General features: G+C 69.1%; 18 protein-coding genes. 11 read left to right on the top strand and 7 right to left on the bottom strand.

All coding sequences use genetic code 11. The annotated features are described in order from the left end of the window. Positions 1–16 precede the first annotated feature (16 nt). From ACWFRJ_RS40635 to ACWFRJ_RS40650, 4 genes are all read left to right on the top strand, one after another. Positions 17–1174: an ROK family protein gene (locus ACWFRJ_RS40635; RefSeq protein WP_453543363.1), complete on the top strand. Its 1158-nt coding sequence runs from the start codon at positions 17–19 to the stop codon at positions 1172–1174. 152 nt (positions 1175–1326) lie between these two features. After that, positions 1327–2340: an ABC transporter permease gene (locus tag ACWFRJ_RS40640; protein ID WP_453543366.1), complete on the top strand. Its 1014-nt coding sequence runs from the start codon at positions 1327–1329 to the stop codon at positions 2338–2340. Then, on the top strand, positions 2337–3260 hold the full coding sequence (locus tag ACWFRJ_RS40645; protein WP_453543369.1) for a carbohydrate ABC transporter permease: 924 nt from the start codon (positions 2337–2339) through the stop codon (positions 3258–3260). Before ACWFRJ_RS40640 ends, ACWFRJ_RS40645 begins: the two co-directional genes overlap by 4 nt. Positions 3261–3369: 109 nt before the next feature. Further along, a complete protein-coding gene (locus ACWFRJ_RS40650; RefSeq protein WP_453543372.1) occupies positions 3370–4947 on the top strand; it encodes a hypothetical protein in 1578 nt (525 codons plus the stop codon). Positions 4948–4958: 11 nt separating this feature from the next. On the opposite strand, the gene ACWFRJ_RS40655 is transcribed toward ACWFRJ_RS40650, so the two are convergent. Both ACWFRJ_RS40655 and ACWFRJ_RS40660 read right to left on the bottom strand, forming a co-directional pair. After that, positions 4959–6383 (bottom strand): amino acid permease, encoded by a 1425-nt coding sequence (locus tag ACWFRJ_RS40655; protein WP_453543375.1) that lies wholly within the window; start codon positions 6381–6383, stop codon positions 4959–4961. Positions 6384–6516: 133 nt separating this feature from the next. Continuing rightward, the gene (locus ACWFRJ_RS40660; protein WP_453543378.1) at positions 6517–6978 is read right to left on the bottom strand and encodes a universal stress protein; all 462 of its coding nucleotides are present in this window, start codon (positions 6976–6978) and stop codon (positions 6517–6519) included. A gap of 112 nt (positions 6979–7090) precedes the next feature. On the opposite strand from ACWFRJ_RS40660, the gene lysX reads away from it, so the two are divergent. Together lysX and ACWFRJ_RS40670 are read left to right on the top strand one after the other, a co-directional pair. Further along, positions 7091–10393: a bifunctional lysylphosphatidylglycerol synthetase/lysine--tRNA ligase LysX gene (gene lysX, locus ACWFRJ_RS40665; RefSeq protein ID WP_453543381.1), complete on the top strand. Its 3303-nt coding sequence runs from the start codon at positions 7091–7093 to the stop codon at positions 10391–10393. A gap of 134 nt (positions 10394–10527) precedes the next feature. Beyond that, the gene (locus tag ACWFRJ_RS40670; protein ID WP_453543384.1) at positions 10528–11391 is read left to right on the top strand and encodes a polysaccharide deacetylase family protein; all 864 of its coding nucleotides are present in this window, start codon (positions 10528–10530) and stop codon (positions 11389–11391) included. Positions 11392–11487: 96 nt separating this feature from the next. On the opposite strand, the gene ACWFRJ_RS40675 is transcribed toward ACWFRJ_RS40670, so the two are convergent. After that, on the bottom strand, positions 11488–12144 hold the full coding sequence (locus ACWFRJ_RS40675; RefSeq protein WP_453543386.1) for a class F sortase: 657 nt from the start codon (positions 12142–12144) through the stop codon (positions 11488–11490). Positions 12145–12494: 350 nt separating this feature from the next. On the opposite strand from ACWFRJ_RS40675, the gene ACWFRJ_RS40680 reads away from it, so the two are divergent. Continuing rightward, positions 12495–12998 (top strand): hypothetical protein, encoded by a 504-nt coding sequence (locus ACWFRJ_RS40680; protein ID WP_453543442.1) that lies wholly within the window; start codon positions 12495–12497, stop codon positions 12996–12998. Between the two features lie 134 nt (positions 12999–13132). On the opposite strand, the gene ACWFRJ_RS40685 is transcribed toward ACWFRJ_RS40680, so the two are convergent. Together ACWFRJ_RS40685 and ACWFRJ_RS40690 are read right to left on the bottom strand one after the other, a co-directional pair. After that, positions 13133–13684: a hypothetical protein gene (locus tag ACWFRJ_RS40685; protein WP_453543388.1), complete on the bottom strand. Its 552-nt coding sequence runs from the start codon at positions 13682–13684 to the stop codon at positions 13133–13135. A gap of 285 nt (positions 13685–13969) precedes the next feature. Further along, a complete protein-coding gene (locus ACWFRJ_RS40690; RefSeq protein WP_453543390.1) occupies positions 13970–14188 on the bottom strand; it encodes a hypothetical protein in 219 nt (72 codons plus the stop codon). Positions 14189–14377: 189 nt separating this feature from the next. On the opposite strand from ACWFRJ_RS40690, the gene ACWFRJ_RS40695 reads away from it, so the two are divergent. Beyond that, positions 14378–15019, top strand: a complete 642-nt coding sequence (locus tag ACWFRJ_RS40695; RefSeq protein ID WP_453543392.1) for an HAD family hydrolase — start codon at positions 14378–14380, stop codon at positions 15017–15019. Between the two features lie 63 nt (positions 15020–15082). Here ACWFRJ_RS40695 and ACWFRJ_RS40700 read toward each other — a convergent pair whose 3' ends face one another. Both ACWFRJ_RS40700 and ACWFRJ_RS40705 read right to left on the bottom strand, forming a co-directional pair. Then, a complete protein-coding gene (locus tag ACWFRJ_RS40700; protein ID WP_453543394.1) occupies positions 15083–15847 on the bottom strand; it encodes a bestrophin-like domain in 765 nt (254 codons plus the stop codon). A gap of 14 nt (positions 15848–15861) precedes the next feature. Further along, entirely contained in the window at positions 15862–16422 is a 561-nt protein-coding gene (locus tag ACWFRJ_RS40705; RefSeq protein WP_453543396.1) for a hypothetical protein, read from the bottom strand. A gap of 201 nt (positions 16423–16623) precedes the next feature. On the opposite strand from ACWFRJ_RS40705, the gene ACWFRJ_RS40710 reads away from it, so the two are divergent. The 3 genes from ACWFRJ_RS40710 (at position 16624) to ACWFRJ_RS40720 (ending at position 20903) form a co-directional block, all read left to right on the top strand. Next, on the top strand, positions 16624–17619 hold the full coding sequence (locus ACWFRJ_RS40710) for an SCO0930 family lipoprotein (protein WP_453543444.1): 996 nt from the start codon (positions 16624–16626) through the stop codon (positions 17617–17619). Positions 17620–17958: 339 nt separating this feature from the next. Continuing rightward, positions 17959–18771: an SAM-dependent methyltransferase gene (locus ACWFRJ_RS40715; protein ID WP_453543398.1), complete on the top strand. Its 813-nt coding sequence runs from the start codon at positions 17959–17961 to the stop codon at positions 18769–18771. Then, positions 18768–20903 carry a putative bifunctional diguanylate cyclase/phosphodiesterase gene (locus ACWFRJ_RS40720; RefSeq protein ID WP_453543400.1) on the top strand — a complete coding sequence of 712 codons (2136 nt, stop codon included), beginning with the start codon at positions 18768–18770 and terminating at the stop codon, positions 20901–20903. Before ACWFRJ_RS40715 ends, ACWFRJ_RS40720 begins: the two co-directional genes overlap by 4 nt. Positions 20904–20912 lie beyond the last annotated feature (9 nt).

Here is a 20912-nt window from a genome sequence, read left to right on the forward strand (position 1 = left end):
TGTCAAGGGGGACGCCTTGAATCGGCCCACAAGTGCCACGAGTGCCACGAGCGGGGACCCGTCGCTGCTGCGCCGCCTCAACACGGCAGCCGCCCTGCGCGTGCTGCGCGAGCGGGACGAGATCACCGTGCCCGAACTCGCCACGCTCATCGGGGTGTCACGCCCCACGGCCCAGGACCTCACGGCCCAGCTCCTGCGCGAGGGCCACCTGGTGGAACTGACGCCGGGCAGCGGAAGTGTGGGCAGGCCCGCCCGCAGATTCCGGTTCCGGGCCGAGGCCGCGCACGTTCTGGGCGTGGACATCGGCGCGCACAAGATCCTGGTGCACGCCGCCGACCTGCTCGGCCGGACGGTGGCCACCCAGCGTGTCGCCGTCACGCCCGAACTCCCCGCCGGGCAGCGCCTCGACGCCGTCCGCGAGGCGATCGCGGGCTGCCTGGCGCAGCCTGCGGCGGCGGACGTGCGCCCGCTGGCGACCGGCGTCGGCACCAGCGGCATGGTGGACGCGGCGGGCCGGGTGGTGGAGAGCGACTCGTTGCCGCAGTGGACGGGTCTGGACCTCACCCGGGAACTCGCCGACCCGGGTCACGGCCCCGTCGTCGTGGGCAACGACATCCAGCTGGCGACCCTCGCCGAGTGCACCGGGGGAGTGTCGGTGGGCGCGGACGACTGCGTGTATCTGTACGTCGGCAACCGGCTCGGCATCGGCCTCTGGCTCCGGGGTGAGCTGCACCGCGGACACCGTGGCGCGGCGGGGGAGATGGTCGCGGGCGACGGCTGGGAGCGGTGCTACCAGCGGCTCCTCGACTGGTTCGCGGGGCACCAGGGCGCGGACAGGCCGACGCGCGAGAACGCCGCCCGCGCGGTGGTGACCGCCGCGGCGGCGGGCGACGGCGGGGCGAAGTACACCCTGCGCGCCTTCGCCGAGGCGCTCGCCGACAGTCTGGCCCGCCACGTCGCCGTACTCGACCCGCAGTCCGTGGTGCTCGGCGGCGGGATCTCGCGTGCGGGCGCCCTGCTCAGCGAGCCGTTCGCGGCACGGCTCGGCGTGCTCTGCCCCTACCGGCCGACGGTGCAAACCTCCGTACTCGGCGAGGAATCCACCGCAATCGGGGCAGCTCGTCTCGCACTGGAACACATCGATCACGCCGCGCAGAAAAATCCAACTCTCTAGGACCGGAAGGTGGTTGACGGGCGGGAGCCACGCTTCGATGATGTGGCTCTCTTTCGGCAAGTTGGCTTCTTAATTGGCCGACTCCCGACGGCCGTCCGGGCTGTCGGCTGCCACTTTTCTGTTCCGTCGTGCCGCCAGGCCAGGGAGTACGTGTGACATCCCCAGCAACGCAACGCAGGCCACGCGCCGCGTCGCCGCCACCATCCGGGTCGGATCCGAAGTCGTGTCCGGAGTCCCAGGACCCGCCGCGCTACCGCCGCGTCCCGCTCCGCGTCCGACTGCGGAACAACTGGGTGATGCTCGCCCTCATCGCCCCGGGCCTGCTCTTCTTCCTGTTCTTCTTCTACGTGCCGATGCTCGGCAACGTCATCGCCTTCCAGGACTACCAGCCCTTCATCGGCTTCAAGGACAGCCCTCTGGTGGGCCTCGCCAACTTCCAGGAGCTCTTCGCCGACCCGGCGTTCTGGGAGGCGGTCCGCAACACCCTGTCGTTCGCCGCGCTCCAGCTGGTCTTCTTCTTCCCGGCGCCGCTCGCCCTCGCCCTGCTGATCAACAGTCTGGTCAGCCCGCGGATCAAGAAGTTCGTGCAGAGCGTCGTCTATCTGCCCCACTTCATCTCCTGGGTCCTGGTCGTCGCGCTCTTCCAGCAGGTACTCGGCGGCGCCGGCCTCTTCAGCAACTACCTGCGCGACCACGGCATGTCCGCCCTCGACGTGATGACCGACCCCGACACCTTCTCCCTCCTCATCACCGGACAGGTGATCTGGAAGGACATCGGCTGGGGCATGATCATTTACCTGGCGGCGCTCGCCAGCGTCGACCAGAGCCTGTACGAGTCGGCGGCCGTCGACGGCGCCGGACGCTGGCGCCGCATGTGGCACGTCACCCTGCCCGCCGTGCGCGGCGTCACGATCATGCTGCTCGTGCTCCGCCTCGGCGACGTCCTGTCCGTCGGCTTCGAGCAGTTCCTGCTCCAGCGCGACGCGGTCGGGGCCCGCGCGTCGGAAGTCCTCGACACCTACATCTACTACCACGGCGTCGTCTACGGCGACTGGGGCGTCGGCGCCGCCGCGGGCCTGGTCAAGGGCGTCATCGGGGCCTTGATGATCTACGGCGCCAACAAGGTCGCCCACGCCTTCGGAGAGCACGGGGTGTACAGCAAATGAGCAGCTTCGGATTCCCCCTGCGATCGCCGCGGGCCCGCGAGGAGCGGCCCGCCTGGGAAGAGCCGCCCACGAAGATCGGCTCGACCGCCAAGGCCGTCGTCATCACCGTCATCTGCGCCGTGATGATCCTGCCCTTCGTCACGGTGCTCTCCACCAGCCTCGCCTCCCGCAAGGAGATCACCGAGGCGGGCGGCTTCGTCCTCTTCCCCACGGAGCCGACCCTGGAGGCGTACCGGACGATCCTCTCCGGTGGCATCGTCTCCCGCGCCGTCGTCGTCAGCGTCCTGATCACGCTCGTCGGCACGGCGCTCTCGCTCCTGACGACGATCGCGCTCGCCTACGGCCTCAGCAAGCGCGGCGTCCCCGGCAGCAAGCCGATCCTCCTGATGGTGCTCTTCACGCTCCTCTTCGTGCCGGGCATGGTGCCGATGTACGTGGTGGTCAAGGAGCTCGGACTCCTCGATTCCTACTGGTCGTTGATCCTGCCCGTCATGATCAACGCCTTCAACCTCGTCGTCCTGCGGGCGTTCTTCATGAACATCCCCGAGGAGCTGTACCAGGCGGCGCGGATCGACGGCGCGGGCGACTGGCGGATCCTGACCCGCATCGTGCTCCCGCTCTCCAAGGGAGTCGTCGCCGTCGTCGGCCTCTTCTACGCGGTCACGTACTGGAACGCGTTCTTCAACGCGATGCTCTACCTCAACGACTCGGGCAAGTGGCCCATCCAACTGGTCCTGCGGACCTACGTGGTCCAGGGCAAGTCCATCTCGGGCGACCAGCTCGGCGTCAGCCACATGCCGCCCCAGCAGTCGATCTCCATGGCCGTCGTCATGATCGCGCTCATCCCGATCCTGCTGCTCTTCCCGTTCCTGCAGAAGTACTTCACCAAGGGAGTGCTCACCGGCGCCATCAAGGGCTGAACTGCCTTTCCCCTGACACCACCTGACACCTTTCGCGGAGATTCCCATGACAGGCATGTCCCGACGCACCTTCCTGAGCGTGTCCACCGCGGTTGCCGCGGGTGCGACCATGACTTCCCTTACAGGCTGCGGCGGCGCCGCCAACAAGAAGAGCGAAACGGCTTCGTCGAAGGTGAAGCTGCCCGCGTACGTCCCCTTCACCAAGATTGAGCCCGACCTCCCGTCGAGCGCGAAAGGCCTCTCGGCGGGCTACTTGAAGTACCCCGAAAAGCTGATCAGGAGTGTGCCGAAGCCGCCCGGTGACGGTTCGAAGGTCTCGATGCTCACCGAGATCTGGGTGCAGCCCCCGCTGCCGAAAAGCCGTAACGATTACTGGCAGCAGCTCAACAAGGAGATCGGCTTCGATCTCTCGGCGATCCTCGGCACCGACCCGGGCTACGAGCAGAAGTTTCCGGCCGTCATCGCCGGCGGCGACCTGCCCGACCTGATGTGGATACCGCCGAACCAGGGGCTTCAGCACATTGCCGAGCTCTTGGAGGCCAAGTGTGCGGATATCACGGAGTATGTCTCCGGGGACGCGGTCAAGGACTATCCGAACCTCGCTGCGATGACCCCTGCCCATTGGAAGACCGCAGTCGTCAACGGCAAGATCTGGGGTGCGCCAAGCCCCTACCCGGCGTTCGGCCAGGTCTACGGAGGAAACCCGAAGGCCTGGGACAAGGCGGAAGGTCTCTCTGCGGGCAGCCCCGAAGAGTTCCTGTCCAAGTGCAAGGAGGTCACCGGTGGCAAGGTGTGGGCGCTTGAGCCGATCTATGTGAATGCGGCCAGCGTGATGAGCCAGTGTTTCGGCGCACCCAACAAGTGGCGGGTGAACAAGAACGGTTCGCTGACATTCTTTCAGGAGACGGAGGAGTACTTGGAGGCCCTCAGCTTCGTCATGAAGCTGAAGAAGGCCGGGGTCTTCTATCCGGGCGACCCGAAGATGGCTGACGCGTACATCAAGATGGCGCAGGGTTCGATCGGTGCGTGCGTGTACTCCAGCCCCTACGACGCACGGGTGAAGACGCGGGTCAACGACCCCGATTTGGCGGCTGAGGTCCTCATCCCGTTCGCAGGGGGTGGCCAGAAGCCCACGCACCACCTCCACCGCGGCACGATCGGCTACACGGCCATCAGGAAGGGCGACGAGAAGCGCGTCCGCATGATGCTCGAACTGCTCAACTACCTGGCGGCGCCATTCGGTACCCAGGAGCGCGAGTTCCTCGAGTTCGGCACCAAGGGGGAGACCTTCACCTACAACGACCGGGGCTTCCCGGAGTACTCGAAGAAGGGCAAGCAGCAGGTCGAGGGTCTCAACAGCGGTCTGCGAACCGCCACCACCGCGCCGTTCGCCCTCCTTGCCTCGTCCTTCCCCGGCAAGGAGAGCGTCGACGACGTGCGCACGGTCTACGGCATGGAGAAGAAGCTCGTCGAGACCGGCATTCAGGACCCGACGGTCGGCCACTACTCGGACGCCTACACCCAGCACTACGGCCGAATGCAGACTGAGGCGGGAGACTTGGTCAACGACATCGTCAGCGGCCGCAAGAAGATCGCTGAGTGGAAGCCCTTCTGGTCCGAGTGGCGGAGCAAGGGGCTGGATCAGATGGCCAACGAGTTCGCGAAGTCCATCGAGCAGACCTCCTGACAAACCCCGCTCTAGGGAACGCGGTCGGCCTTCGCGAGCTCCGACTTCCGGTACGAGTAGCCGAAGTAGACGACGAGACCGATCGCGAACCACACCGCGAACCGTACCCACGTCTGCCACTGCAGGAACGTGATCAGCCAGATCGAGAAGACGACCCCGATGGCGGGCACCACCGGCATCCCCGGGCAGCGGAACGTGCGCGGGAGATCGGGCTGCTTGTAGCGCAGCACGATCACCGCGACGCACACCACGACGAACGCCAACAGGATCCCGATGTTGGTCAGTTCGGCCGCCTCGCCGATCGGCAGGAACCCGGCGATGGCGGCCGAGGCGAACCCGACGATCCACGTCACGCGCGTCGGCACATGCCGGGTCTTGTGCGTCTTGGCGAACCACTTCGGAAGGAGCCCGTCGCGCGACATGCTGAACCAGACGCGGGTGACGCCGAGCATGAAGGTGAACATCACGGTGAGGATGCCGATGATCGCGCCGACCGCGATGACATCGGCGAGACCGCCCAGGCCCACCGACTTGAACGCGGTGGAGAAGCCGCTCTCCGGGTCGATGTCCTTGTAACTCTGCATGCCCGTGAGGACGAGACAGGCGAGTACGTACAGGACCATCGAGATCGCGAGCGAGTAGAGGATCGCCTTCGGCATGTGGCGCTGCGCGTCCTTGGACTCCTCGGCGGCGGTGCTCATCGCGTCGTAGCCGAAGACCGCGAAGAATACGGTGGCCGCACCCGTGAACGCTCCGCTGACGCCGAAGGGGAAGAACGGCTTGTAGTTCCCGGTGTTGATGTGGAAGAAGCCGACCGCGATCACCACGAGCACGACGATGACCTTCAGCACGACCACGATCATCTCGAAACGCGCCGCGTTCTTGATGCCGAGGGTCAGGAGGTAGGCGATGAGCAGGCACAGCACCGCGGCGAACAGGTCGACCTTGTGCCCGTCGCCCGTGCCGGGCGCTCCCAGCATCCAGTGGGGCAGCTGAGCGCCCATGTCGTTCAGGAGGAAGTTGAAGTAGCCCGAGATGCCGATCGCGACCACTGCCACGATCGCCGTGTACTCCAGGAGCAGGTCCCAGCCGATGAACCAGCCGGTGAGCTCGCCGAGCACCACATAGCCGTAGGTGTACGCCGATCCCGCCTTCGGGATGAGGCCCGCGAACTCGGCGTACGAGAAGGCGGCCGCCGCGCTCGCGACACCGGCGATGAGGAAGGAGATGAGGACGGCGGGTCCCGCCGTGCCGTTGGCCACCGTCCCGGCGAGGGTGAAGATGCCGGCGCCGATGATGCCGCCGACGCCGATCGCGGTGAGCTGCCAGAGGCCGAGCGAGCGGGAGAGCCCGCCGCCTTCCGCGCCTTCGGTTTCTTCGATGCTCTCGATGGGCTTGCGGCGCAGAACGCCGTGCCCCATCCGGAGTCCCGCCATGAGCTCCACCTCTTCGCGGACGGCAGTCGGCTGATGGCGGATCATGATGGCCCAGGCGTGCGCATGACGGAAGACACCACACCCGCCATACCTGCGAGGACCTGCGAGGGTTCAGCAGTCTGGCCGCTGTGGGTTACGGCACCACGGTGACGGGCCAGCGACCCGCCTTGACCAGGCGTACCGCGACCGAGCCGACGATACGGTGGCCCGCCTGCTCGGAGGCGCCGACGACCACGGCGTCGGCGGTGAGGTCGTCCGCCGCGGCGACCAGACCGCTGTAGGGATCGCCGCGGAAGGTGTGGAACTCCCAGCGCACGTCGAATATGTCCTTCACCCGCTCGGTCGCGTCTCTGATCTCGGCGATCAGGGACTCGGCGATCTCGTCGGTCGCCTCGGCCACCGGGGCGCCGAGCGCGGCGCCCGCGGCCATCACCGGCTGGATGTAGACGACGGCGAGCAGCGCGTGCTGTCGCCGCGCCAGGCCTCCGGCATATGCCGCCGCCCGGAGCGAGGAATCCGAGCCGTCGACGCCGACGACGATCACCTTCGGGCCGTCCGTACCGCGTTCGAACTGGTGGGAGTGGTGTTCAGTCACAGCCGAGAGGTTATCGGAGCCGTCATTCCGCTTCGGCCGTGGGCGGCGTTGTCCGGAGCGCCCGCGGGTGCTCCGACGAGCGGGGCGGCGCGGCCCTTCCTAGGGTCGATCCATGAGCATCAGCGTGGAGAGCCCCCGCACCGCGCCGCCGCAGGGCGCGAAGGCCCGCTTCCTCAGACGCGTGCCGGAGGGATTCGCCACCTTCTTCGGCACCCTGGGCCTCTTCTGCGCGATCCTCGCGATCATCGCCCCGCTGCGCCACCTCCTGCGCCCGGTGGTCCGTGTCCTCGACCTCCTCACGGTCCCGGTGAGCCCCAACCTGGCGTACGCGGTCTTCCTCTTCCTCCTTGCCGGGGCGACAGCGGCCCGTAAGAAGGTCGCGTGGTGGCTGGTCGTCGTCTATCTGGGGCTCCTCCTCGCCTTCGACGTCCTGGGCATCGCCCTCGGCTTCTGGGCGGACTCGATCCCCTCCCTCGTCGTCTGCTCCATCGCCCTCGTCCTGCTCGTCCTGGCCCGCAAGGAGTTCTCCGCGGACTCCCGCCGCGGGGCGGTCCGGCGGGCCGTGCTCGTCCTCGTCGCGGGCCTCGCCGTGGCGATCCTGGTCGGCTGGGGCCTCGTCGCGCTCTTCCCGGGGTCGCTGCCGCGCGGCCACGCCCTGCTGTGGGCGGCGGACCGCGTCTGCGGCGGGCTCTTCACCGGCGGCGACTACTTCGACGGCAGACCCTCACGTGCTCTGCACTTCTGGCTCGGCCTCTTCGGCGCACTCGCCCTCCTGAACGCCGCCGCGACCCTCTTCCGCTCCCAGCGCATGGAAGCCGCCCTGCACGGCGACGAGGAGCCCCGCATCCGTGCGCTGCTCGGCGCGTACGGCGCCCAGGACTCGCTCGGCTACTTCGCCACCCGGCGCGACAAGGCCGTCGTCTTCTCGCCCAGCGGCAAGGCCGCCGTCACCTACCGCGTCGAGGCGGGCGTCTGCCTGGCCAGCGGCGACCCGGTCGGCGACCGCGAGGCCTGGCCGCACGCGATCGGCGCCTGGCTCGACGTGGCCCGGCGGTACGCATGGGCCCCCGCGGTGATGGGTGCGTCCGAGGAGGGCGCCACCGCCTACGCGCGCTCCGGGCTCGGCGCGCTCCAGCTCGGCGACGAGGCGATCCTGCACATCGCGGCCTTCGACCTGGACGGCCGCGACATGCGCGTCACCCGGCAGGCCGTGAACCGCGTCCGCCGCACCGGCGCCACCACCCGCATCCGCCGCCACTCCACCCTCACCGACGAGGAGATGGAGGAGATCGTCGACAAGGCGGACGCCTGGCGGGACACCGAGACCGAGCGCGGCTTCTCGATGGCGCTCGACCGTCTCGGCGACCCCGAGGACGGCGACTGCCTGCTCGTCGAGGCCCTGGACGCCGAAGGACGGCTCATCGCGCTGCTCTCGCTCGTCCCCTGGGGCAAGGACGGCATCTCCCTGGACCTGATGCGCCGCGACCGGGCGAGCGCGCCCAACGGGGTCATGGAGTTCATGGTCGCGGAACTCTGCGCGGGGGCGGGGAAGTTCGGGGTGCGCCGCATCTCGCTGAACTTCGCCGTGTTCCGCTCGGTCTTCGAGGAAGGGGCCCGGATCGGAGCCGGTCCCGTCCTTCGCCTGTGGCGCAAGCTGCTCCTCTTCTTCTCCAAGTGGTGGCAGCTCGAAGCGCTCTACCGCTCCAACGCCAAGTACCACCCCGAGTGGTATCCCCGCTTCATCTGTTACGGCGACGCCGGAGCCCTCGCCCGGATCAGCCTCGCTTCGGGCATCGCGGAAGGCTTCGTCTCCGTACCCTCGCTGCGCAAGCTCTGGGGCAAGGGCCGTGGGCCCAAGGGCGTCACCAAGCCCGTCGGCACGGAGGGCCTCCCGCCGATCTCCGCCCTCGGTCTCGCGGGACAGGGGGACGCCGCGGACGCCGACCCCCTGGCCGAACTCCCCGACCAGGTCCGCATCCGTCACCGCAAGCTCGACCGGCTGCGCGCCGACGGAGTCGACCCCTACCCGGTGGGCCTCCCGCCGCGCACCCACACCCTCGCCGAGGTGACGCCCGCTCTGACGGGGGAGCAGGTCACGGTCGCGGGGCGCGTCATGCTCGTACGCGACTTCGGCGGGGTCGTGTTCGCGGTCCTGCGCGACTGGTCGGGAGACCGCCAACTCGCTCTGACCCGGGACCGGTCGACCCCGGACGTCCTTGAAGGCTTCACCTCCGGCACGGACATCGGCGACCACATCACCGCCACCGGCACGGTCGGCACCAGCGACAAGGGCGAGCTGACCGTCTTCGTCACCGGCTGGCAGCTCACCGGCAAATGCCTGCGCCCGCTGCCCGACAAGCACCGCGGTCTCACCGACCCCGAGGCCAAGGTCCGCCGCCGCTACCTCGATCTGGTCGCGAGCCCCGACGCACGCGACGTCGTCCGGGCCCGGTCAACGGCCGTGCAGGCCCTGCGCCAGGGCCTGTTGGACCGCGGCTACCTCGAGGTCGAGACCCCGATGCTCCAGCAGATCCACGGGGGCGCCAACGCCCGCCCCTTCACCACCCACATCAACGCCTACGACCTCGACCTCTATCTGCGCATCGCACCCGAGCTCTATCTGAAGCGGCTCTGCGTCGGCGGCATGGAGAAGGTCTTCGAGATGGGCCGCACCTTCCGCAACGAGGGCGTGAGCTACAAGCACAACCCCGAGTTCACGATGCTGGAGGCCTACCAGGCGTTCGCCGACTACGACGTGATGCTCGACCTCACCCGCGAACTCATCCAGGGCGCCGCCACCGCCGCCTTCGGCGCACCCGTCGCCCGCAAGGCCGACGCGGACGGGCGGCTCACCGAGCACGACATCTCCGGATTGTGGCCGGTCAAGACGGTCTACGGTGCGATCTCGGAAGCTCTCGGCGACGAGGTCGACGCGGACACCCCACTGGCGCGGCTGCACCGGCTCTGCGACCGCGCCGACGTCCCGTACCAGCCTGACGACGGTCGCGGTGACGTCGTACTCGAGATGTACGAGCGCCTCGTCGAGGAGAGGACGAAGCTGCCCACCTTCTACAAGGACTTCCCGACCGACGTCTCCCCGCTGACCCGCCAGCACCGCACCGACCCGCGCCTGGCCGAACGCTGGGACCTGGTCGCCTTCGGCACCGAACTGGGGACCGCGTACTCGGAGTTGACCGACCCCGTCGAGCAGCGCCGCCGCCTCACCGCGCAGTCGCTGCTCGCCGCAGGGGGAGACCCGGAGGCGATGGAACTGGACGAGGACTTCCTCGACGCCCTGGAGTACGCGATGCCGCCCACCGGCGGACTCGGCATCGGCGTCGACCGGCTCGTCATGTTCCTCACAGGACTGACGATCCGGGAGACGCTGCCCTTCCCGCTCGTACGGCGCCGCTGACCCGCGATATCGCCCCTGCTGCGGTTCTCTGCCGGGTTCCCTGCTGGGTTCTCTGCTGGTCCCATCGGGTGCTTTCGCGGTCCGCCGTGGTGTTGATGGTCCGTGTTGGGCTTCCGCCATGCGACGGATTAGTCATGAAAAAGGATCAAATGACTCCAGGGCGTCGCGCACTCCTGCGCGGCGCCGCTGTCTTCGGTCTGGCCGCGACCGCCGGCTGTGCGGGAACGGAGGGGCCGGGCACCGCGACGCCGGGCACGCCGGGACCCGCGGCTCCCAGTGGCGCGGCGGCCGGTGGCCCGCCTGCCGCCGCGCGCCCCCTCAAGCCCTCCGCCTACCGCCTCCAGCCCATGGCGGGCAGCGGCCCTGCGGGAGCCCCGCGCGCCCGGCCACGGGTGCGCAAGGAGCCGATCCTGCGCATGGACGGGCAGGGCCGCAGCATGGTGCTGACCTTCGACGACGGGCCCGACCCCCGCTACACGCCCGGCATCCTGCGCACCCTGCGCCGCTACGACGTCCGCGCGATGTTCTTCGTCTGCGGTGAGATGGCCGTCGACAACAAGGACCTGCTGCGCGAGATGGCCGACGACGGGCATCTGATCGGCAACCACACGTGGACGCATCCGCTGCTCCCGAAGATGAGCCGGAGCGCGATGCGCGAGGAGATCGAGCGCACCTGCGAGGTCGTCGAGGACGCCGTGGGCGACCCCCCGGCCTGGTTCCGTGCCCCCTACGGGGCTTGGAATCGCAACGCCTTCCAACTGGGCGCCGACCTGGGCATGGAGCCGCTCGCCTGGACCGTCGACACCCTGGACTGGACCGAGCCGGGCACCCGCACGATCATCCGGCGCGTACGGGCCGGTGCGGGCCCCGGGGTGGTTGTGCTCTCGCACGACGCGGGCGGCGACCGTTCCCAGAGCGTCGAGGCGCTGCGGACGTACCTTCCCGAACTCATCGATTCGGGGTACCGGATCAGCCTGCCGAGCCGCTACGGGGTCTAGCCGGGCCTCAGCCCGCACCCAGCCTGAATTCAGCCGGAATTCAGCAGGGGAATTTCGCCCGCCAGGTGCCGCCGTGTTCCGCCGACGCGTTCGCCGTCAGCGCACGTCCACCAGGCGGGCGAAAACGACGACATTTCCGTCGTACCCGGACTGCTTCGAAAATCCGCCGCCGCAGGTGATGACGCGGAGTTCCGGAGTTCCCTTGTCCTTGTAGACGCGGCGTCCGGGGAAGTCGTTCTTCTCGAACACTTCGATTCCATAGATCTCGAAGACCGCGGTCTTACGGTCTCTGCGCAGGACCTCGACGCGGTTTCCCTTCTTGAGCGAACCCAGGCCGTAGAAGACGGCGGGCCCCTGCTGATTGTCCACATGGCCGACGATCACGGACGTGCCCTTCTCGCCCGGCGACACGGCTCCGGTGAACCAGCCCGCGAGGTTCGGGTCCTCCGGCGGCGGCGCGTCCACCCAGCCCTCCGAGTCGAGCCCGACGGGCATGACCGGCGCGTCCACCCGGATCCCCTTGATGCCCACCCGCGCGGCGGGGGAGAACGTCATCGGCGTGATGCCCCGGCCCGCCCCGTCGGGTGCCTGGTCCGCGGCGGCGGCCGATGCGGGCTGGGGCGGACCCACGTCGAATTCCCCTGAGCCATTCCGGATCAGCGCGAGGCCGGTCAGCAGAACAAGCGCCATGACGCCCCACGGCGCGCGCTTCTTCTGCTGCTCCTCATCATCGGCCGGCTGGGAAGAAGGCATTCTCTGATCCCCTCTCAACGCGGCATTCGAACCGCGTCCGTTGCGCGTACTGGAACGCTAAGCGCGGCGCGCGCGGCGGGCGACAGAGCGGGAGCGAACGGGTGGCGCCCATACCGGGCATGAGCCATCCGAGTCGCGGGCCGCAGGAAATTTCTGACGGTCCGTGACCTGCGGCAATATCGGCTTCTGCGTTCGCGCTCCGGCGTGTCGCCTCACCAGGACGGCCGATCGCCGAAATGCGTGCGTGTGCAGGGCATCTGAGGGTCTGTTTGGGAGGCGCTCTCGCCGATCGACCGGGGACGGTTACCCCGGGGCGTCTTCCGCGGAGGATTCACATGCGTACTTCTCGTATGCGCACCACCCGTGCCCTCGCGGTCGCAGTCACCGCGGGTGCCGTCGTCGGCCTCGCCGCCCCGACGGCATCGGCCTGGGCCGATCCGTCCAACATCGTCGCCATGCCGAGCGTGATCCCCAGAGGGGGACAGCTGACGGTGACGGTCGACGGCTCGGCCTGCCAGGCCGTCGGCAGCAAGGTCACGTCCGACGCCTTCCCCGACACGAACCTGAAGACCATGGGCGGCGGCACGGCCAGCGCGAACACGACGATCCACCATCACGCGTCGCCGGGGGCCCACAGCATCACCGTCCACTGCGGCAGCAGCGCGCCCCTCACCAAGCCCAACGCGTTCACCGTCATCCACGGTGGTGTCCGCGGTGGTCTCGGAGGCAGCAGCAGCGCAGGGGCGACCGGTACGGACATGGCGATCGGCGGGGTGCTCGTGGCGGCCGCCGTGGTCGGTGGCGGGGTGTTCTGGATGCGCCGCCGCTCGGAGAACGCGGGCCGCGGCATCTGACCGCACGCCCGATACCGATACCGGTACCGGCAGGCCCGTGACTCGCACTTCACCCGTCACTCGCACGTCGGGTGTCGACCGTTCCGCCTTGCTGACCGGCGCGTCCCCCTTCCGCGCCGGTCAGGGGCGGTTCGTCAGGAGTTGCCGTCCCCGGTGCGGCGGCGGGTCCAGTAGTACGCGGTGCCGAGCGTGCCCACGATCAGGGCGCCGCCGAGCGCGATCTCGTGCAGGTCGAGCCCGCCGAGGCTGCCGCCGACGCCGGCCTTGACGCCATGGTGGGAGGGTCCTGTCGGGTGCGAGGTCGGGCGTCCTGTGGCGATGGTGAGGTCCGTGGTCCCCGTCTCCTCCGTCTGATCCTTCTTCTTGCACTTGAAGGTCACCTCGTACATCGCGCCGGGTTTGGCGTCGGGGAAGACCATCGCGGAGACGGACTGCTGCCCTTTGGGGATATGGGCGTCGTCGAAGACACCGGAGGTCGCTGTGGCGTCGCCTTCGCAGCCGTCCACGTTGAGCGTGACCTGACCGCCGGCGGCGATCGTGGACGGGGTGACGCGGAAGCCGAACGAGGTGATGTTGTGGTCGTTCGAGTCGCTGTCGTCCGCGACGGCCGCGGAGGCGGCGGAGGCGGTGAGGGTCAGGGCGGTGGCGGCGAGCAGAGTGGCCGAGGCGACGCGTATCGCGCGCATGATGATTCCTCCGGGTCTCCGAGGAGCAGCCGCGGACCTTCTTCCGCTTTCACCTGATATGCGCCTCGATGCCGCAAACGCTAAGGAGGGAGCCGCGCGACCGCGATCGCAGTCGTGCGAACGGGGCAACGGTGTGGGCCGGACAGGGGAATCCGGCGGGGTGTCGCGGGGTCGGTGACGGAGATCAGGTGGCGGGGCGTGTAGGGGGGCGGGGAGCGCGGTGCCGCTCGCCGGAAGTCGCTCAGGAGTCGCTGAGGGATTGCTCAGAAGTCACTCAGACGAGACTCAGGAGCCCTTCGCCCACACATGCGCCCCGCTGCCCCGCCACTCCACGAGGTGCGGGTCGTCGAGGGCTATGTCGGCGTCACCGAGACCCGCGCGGCGCAGGAACTCCACCAGGTCACGGTCGTCGCGCGCGACGCCGACGGCCTGTCCGCGCACTGTGACCCGCCGTCCGCCGTCGGGAGCGGGCGGGTGAACGATGATGGGTGTCTGCCAGGTCATGCCACCAGAGTGCGCCGCGCGGGGCCGCCGCGCAGCACGGTTTACGGACCTGTGTACGAAGCCGGTGCCGTGGAGCCGGGGTACCCGCCGCGCCGATACGGGACCGATCACCGTGGCGTACACGAGATCCCCCCTGAGGGCGCGGGTCAGGCGGTCGTTCAGGTGCGGGGGCGCCATAGGCTGAGCCCGATGATTGAGACCGTCGTTTTCGACGTGGGGGAGACCCTCACCAAAGATGACCGCTACTGGGCATCCTGGGCCGATTGGCTCGGCGTGCCCCGTCACACCGTCTCCGCGCTCGTGGGCGGTGTCGTCACGCGGGGCCGCGACAATGCCGAAGCGCTGCGGCTGCTGAGCCCGGACATAGATGTCGCCGCCGCCTATCAGGCCCGCGAGGTCGCGGGGCGTGGTGAGCACCTGGCCGAGATCGACCTCTACCCCGATGTACGTCCCGCTCTGGGAGGGCTGCGCAAGCAGGGGTTGCGTGTCGTTGTCGCGGGTAATCAGACGTCTCGCGTGGGCGAACTGCTGCGTGGCCTTGATCTGCCCGCCGATCTCGTCGCCACCTCGGGAGAGTGGGGAGTGGCGAAGCCGGATCCGTCGTTCTTCGCCAGGGTGATCGAGGCGGCTCAGGCCGAGCCGGAGCGGACGCTCTACGTCGGCGACCATCCCGCGAACGACATCTACCCGGCCAAGGCCGCCGGGTTGAGAACGGCGCACATCCGGCGCGGTCCCTGGGGCCACTGGTGGGCCGACGACCCGGCCGTCGTCGAGGCCGCGGACTGGCGGATCGACTCCCTCACCCAGGTCGCGTCGATCATCGCTGAGTGAACGTCAAGGAAGCGGCCGCACCCTGCGCTTGAGGGTGCGGCCGCTTCTGGTTCTGATCCGCTCTCATCCGCCGAGATGGCCGAAGAGCGCGCGGAACGGTTCCGGGGTGGCCGCGACGCCGCGGCTATAAGGGGCGTCGAAGTCCCAGATGAGGAAGAGCAGGAAGGCGATCAAGGCCGAGAACAGCCCCGCGAGGATGAGTTCGCGCGGGGTGCGGCGGATCTGCAGGGTGAAGATCATGCCGATGGTGACGAGACCACCGGCGATCAGCCCGAACCAGACGACCCCCGGCATGGTGGCCCCGGCGCTTTCGCCCCGGGAGCTGCGCGCGTCGGACGCGGCCGCGACCGCGTCGACGAGCGGCTGGTAGGCCTGGGCCTCGAAATCGGACTTGGGCTGGTAGTCCGTGACGTCGTGGCGTACACGCGTGAGGAGTTGGGAGCCGCGGTCGGTGAGTTCGCCGCGGTCGGCCATGGAGTCCCACTCGGTGGTGACGACATGGCTGACATAAGCGTGTACATCCGTGCGAATGCGTTCGCGGACCTCGGTCGGATAGACCCGCGCCCGCTCGGACACCTCGTGCAACGCCTGGGCCTCGGCGTGCACATGGTCCTCGGCGACGCTGCGGGCCTCCCAGACGCCGGCGATGGCCAGACCAAGGACGATGGCGTACACCACGCCGATCATCATCGTCATGTATTCGATGACGTCCGGGGTCTCCGAAGCGTCGTAGTCCGGGCTGGTCCTGCGGTGCCGCAGGAAGGTGACGATCAGGACGACGCCGCACGCGGCGGCCATCGCGAGGGTGAGAACAAGCCATTCCGACATGGGACCTCCGACGGTCAGCGAGGCCGCAGCGCGGCGACGGCGAGCACCGCGGGTGCGGTGATGAGCAGGGTGAGCGAGACCAGGGACGGGCCGCCGCGGGGCGGCGGATTGCGTGGAGCGGCGTGGTACGAGGGGTAACTCACCGGGGCCGGAGCGATCTTGGGGCGGACGACAGGAGTCGGCTTCGGTTTGGGACTCGGTGGTGGTGGCGGTGGGGGCGGCGCCGGCTCGGCGGCTGGTGTCGGACGCGCGGGCGGAGGTGGTGGCGGGGGAGGAGGGGGCTCAGGCGCCCGCGGCTCCGGGCGGGGCGGCGGAGCCGGAGCGGGCGGTGGTGGAGGGGGCGGCGGCGGAGGCTTGGGGCGGTGTGTGGGACCCGCCCTGCAGACCACTCCGTCGCCCGCGACCGCCACCGAATCGCCGCCGGGATCGTCACCGATCGAGGCATAGGCGCAGTTGTCGGTGGGCGCGGTGACCGACGCCGCCGCAGCGGTCGGCGAGCCGAGCAGCCAGGTCAGCACCAGAAGCGCGGCTAAGCGTGTGACCAGGCCGGATGAGGCCTTCGTGGATCCATGCACGTCAAGGATCATGGGCAGCGTGTCGTGCTGCCACGCCGCGCGAGCCCTCCTATGACCCGAAGGGGGGAGACGCCGGGCGCGTGCTTGACGAACAGAAGAATCTTGAACGCCGGTTGAACGCACCAGCCGTTCCCACCCGTACCTAGGGCCATGCGTGACGCACTCAGCGGCGCGATACCCAAGCGACAGCGGGAGTTGGAGATGCAGCATCCATCAGGGGGTTCCCCCCGGGCCTGGCGGAGCGCCTCGCTCGTAGCGACAGCTGCGGCCATCCTGGCGCTGACGACGGCATGCGGTCAGGAAAAGGGAGACCAGTCGCCGAACGGACAGAACGTCGGCAACCAGGCCCCGGCCAAGGACAACGGGTACGGAGCGGGGAGCGACGGATACGGGGCCGACACGGGCGCCGCGAAGGAGGGGGCGGGGAAGGCGAAGGCCGCCGGTCAACTCGCCGTCTGGGACAGCAAGAAGCTCGGCAAGGTCGTCACCGACAGCGAGGGCCACACGCTCTACCGCTTCGACAAGGACACCGCCCAGCCCCCCAAGTCGAACTGCGACGGCGCCTGCGCCGCGACCTGGCCCGTCGCGTCCCCCGAGGGCGCGGCCGCCGCGCCCGGCGTGGACAAGTCCCTGCTCGGCGAGGTCACCAGGTCCGACGGCAGCAAGCAGCTGACCATCGACGGCTGGCCGATGTACCGGTACGCGAAGGACACCAAGGCCGGTGACGCCAAGGGCCAGGGAGTGGGCGGCACTTGGTACGCGGCCGCCCCCGACGGCAAGAAGGCCGCGCCCGCCGCCGAGGCCGACCCTCCCGCCGAGACGGCTCCGGCCGATCCGGCGGGGCTCTCCACCCGCAAGGACCCCAAGCTCGGGGAGATCGTCGTCGACAAGAACGGCATGACCGTCTACCGCTTCACGAAGGACTCCGCCTGGCCCATCAAGTCCAACTGCGTGGGTGCCTGTGCGCAGAAGTGGCCGGCCGTGGCTCCGGTCGACAAGGGAGACACCCAGGGCATCCAGAAGAAGGGATTCATGACCTACAACAGGCCGGACGGCGGCAAGCAGCAGACCATCGACTGCTGGCCGATGTACACGTTCTCCGGTGACAAGAAGCCCGGAGACACCAACGGCCAAGGTGTAGGCGGCACTTGGTATGCGGCAGGGCCGAACGGAAAGCCCGTCGGCGCGCCGAAGTAGGCATACGGGAAGGAGGCGCACGGGAAATAGACGTACGGGAAATAGGCGCACAGAAGGAGCCGGTACAGCCGGTACGGCCAGTACCGAAGACACGCGCAGAAGAAGAAGTCCGGCCGAGAAGGGGGTCTTGTCGGGAGCACCTCGCGTACGGTCTACCGGTCCGTTCTTTTCCCCTCCCCGGGGAAGGAACGGACCGGTTCTTTGGGTTGATACTCGGCACTTGCCGCAGGCAGTGACCGAGAACGGACGGCCAATTTCCGTTTTGACTCGCTCCCTTGGCGGACGATCAGTAGCCTCACTTCGAACACCGGCTCGCCTCGCCTACGTCTTGGAGTCCTGATGGAGCGTCCCGCCTGGGCCCCGCAGGGCATCGACATCACGATGCCCAGCGTGTCCCGCATCTACGACTACTACCTGGGCGGTTCGCACAACTTCGAGGTCGACCGGGACGCGGCCCGCCGGGCCATGGAGTTCATGCCGGGGCTGCCCAAGATCATGCAGGCGAATCGTGCCTTCATGCGACGAGCGGTGCGTTTCGCCGTGGACGAGGGCATCACCCAGTTCCTCGACATCGGTTCGGGCATTCCCACCTTCGGCAATGTCCACGAGATCGCGCAGCAGGCGGACCCGGACGCCCGCGTGGCGTACGTCGACCACGACGCGGTGGCCGTCGCGCACGGCCGGGCCGTTCTCGACGGCAACGAGAAGGCGGTGGCCGTCTCCGGGGATCTGCGCAAACCACTGGACATTCTGGGCAGTTCGGAGGTCAACGGACTCCTCGACCTGGACCGTCCGGTGGCCCTTCTTCTCGTCGCCGTACTGCATTTCGTTGAGGACGCGTACGATCCGTACACAGCGGTCGCGGAACTGCGGGACGCATTGGCGCCCGGCAGCGTGATCGTGCTCACGCACGCCTCTTACGAAGGGATGCCGATCCCCGCCGAGCAGGCCGGTCAGACCGTCGGCGTGTACAAGGACATCCGTAATCCACTGATCATGCGCTCGCGCGACGAGATCGCGCGGTTCTTCGAGGGATACGACATGGTGGAACCCGGCCTCGTGCCGATGCCGCGCTGGCGGCCCGACACCGCGCCCGAGGAGGAGGATCCGTATACCTTCTCCGGGTTCGCCGGCGTGGGGCGCAGGGCATGAGCGGGGAGCCGGACGGGCCCGAGGACAGAGTGCGCAGGTTCGCCACCATCTGGAGCCGCGCCGTCTTCCCGGTGACGGCGACATCGCTGACCCGTCCCGAGTTCGAGCAGCAACTGGTTCCGCTGGCCCGTAGGTTGCGCGCCGCGCTGCACGAGCGGGTCTTCGACGCGGCCGAGGGCCAGGCGATCGGCGCGGCGCTCGTGGGCACGCACTGCACCGATCCCGAGGCGCTGAGCCGCACACTGGACTGCGTGGACGCCTACCTGGTCCTCTACTGCGGCGACGAGGGCCCCCAGGAGGAGTTGCGGGCCCGTTCCGCACGCCTGCAGCACGCCCTGGCCGCGGGTTTCGCCGCCGCCCTGCAGGAGCGCACCCTCGCCGAGCAGGAGGCGATATCGCGGGCCGCCCTGAACGCCCGCAGCGCGGTCGCCGAAGCCCTGCACGCGAGCGAGGCACGCTTCCGTGCCGTCTTCCACGGCGCGGCGATCGGCATCAGCATCGCCGACCTCACGGGCACAGTCCTCGAGGTGAACGACGCGCTGGTCCGCATGTTCGGGGGCCTGGAGAACCAGGTGCGCGGAGGCAACGTCGCGGAGTGGACGCACCCCGACGACTCACCGCACGTATGGAAGCTCTACGAGGAGCTGGTGCGCGGGGAGCGCGAGCACTACCGCGTGGAGAAGGCCTTCTACCGGCCCGACGGCACCGTCCTGTGGACCAACCTGACCGTCTCGCTGCTGCGCGATGCGGACGGAGTGCCGCAGTACCAACTGGCGCTGATGGAGGACACCACCGAGCGCCGACTGCTCAACCTGCGCCTCCGCTACGAGGCCACGCACGACGCGCTCACCGGTCTGCCGAACCGGACGCTGTTCTTCGAGCGACTGGAGAAGGCCCTCGCCGCGGGCGACGGCGCACGGTTCGGGCTCTGCTATCTCGACCTCGACGGCTTCAAGACCGTCAACGACAGCCTCGGGCACGCGGCGGGCGACCGGCTCCTCGTCGAGGTCGCCGACCGGCTCCAGTCCTGCGCCACGGCGCCGGGCGAGATGGTCGCCAGGCTCGGCGGCGACGAGTTCGTGGCGCTGACCACGGGCAGCGACACCGAGGCAGAGGTGGACGACCTCGCCGGGCGCATCATGCACGCGCTCTCCACGCCCATCCGCGTCGAGGGCCGCGAGCTGACCGTGCGCGGCAGCATCGGCATAGTCGAGGGCCCGGCCGGGGAGCGCGGCGCGGCGGAGGTGCTTCGCAGCGCCGACATCACGATGTACCGCGCGAAGTCCGCGGGCGGCAACCGCTTCGAGCTCGCCGACCCCGAGGCCGACGCCCGCGCCATCACGCGGCACGGCCTGACCACCGCGCTGCCCGCGGCCCTGGAGCGGGGCGAGTTCTTCATCGAGTACCAGCCCCTCGTGCACCTCGGCGACGGCAGTGTGCGCGGCGCGGAGGCGCTGGTGCGGTGGCTGCATCCGCAGCACGGCGTCATCGGTCCTGACCGTTTCATCCCGCTCGCCGAGCACACCGGCCTGATCGTGCCGCTCGGCCGCTGGGTCCTGGAGGAATCGGTTCGCCAGGCACGTACCTGGGAGGCGCGGCACAAGGACGCCGGGCCGCTGCGCGTGAACGTGAACCTCTCGCCCATGCAGCTGACCCACCCCAACCTGGTGTCGGACACGGTGGAGATCCTGGAGCGCTCCGGACTCGAACCGGGCGCCCTGTGCCTGGAAGTCACCGAGTCCGCGCTGATCGGCGCCGACGACGACCTGCTCAAGCCGCTGCGGCGGCTCTCCGAGATGGGCGTGGACATCGCGCTCGACGACTTCGGCACGGGCTACTCGAACCTCGCCAATCTGCGCCGCCTGCCGGTGAGCGTCCTCAAGCTCGACCGCTCCTTCACGCAGGGCATGCAGCACTTCCCTGCCGACCCCGTCGACCTGAAGATCGTCGAGGGGATCGTCGGGCTCGCCCACAGCCTGGACCTCGCGGTCACGGTCGAGGGCGTCGAGACGGGCGCTCAGGCGGACCAGCTGCGAGAGTTGGGCTGCGACACGGCGCAGGGCTGGTACTACGCACGGCCAGGCCCGCCGGACCAGCTGCACGAGCTGGCGCTCGCGGACGCGACGAGCTGAGGAGTACGA

It is taken from the genome of Streptomyces sp. NPDC055239 (genome assembly GCF_053606205.1).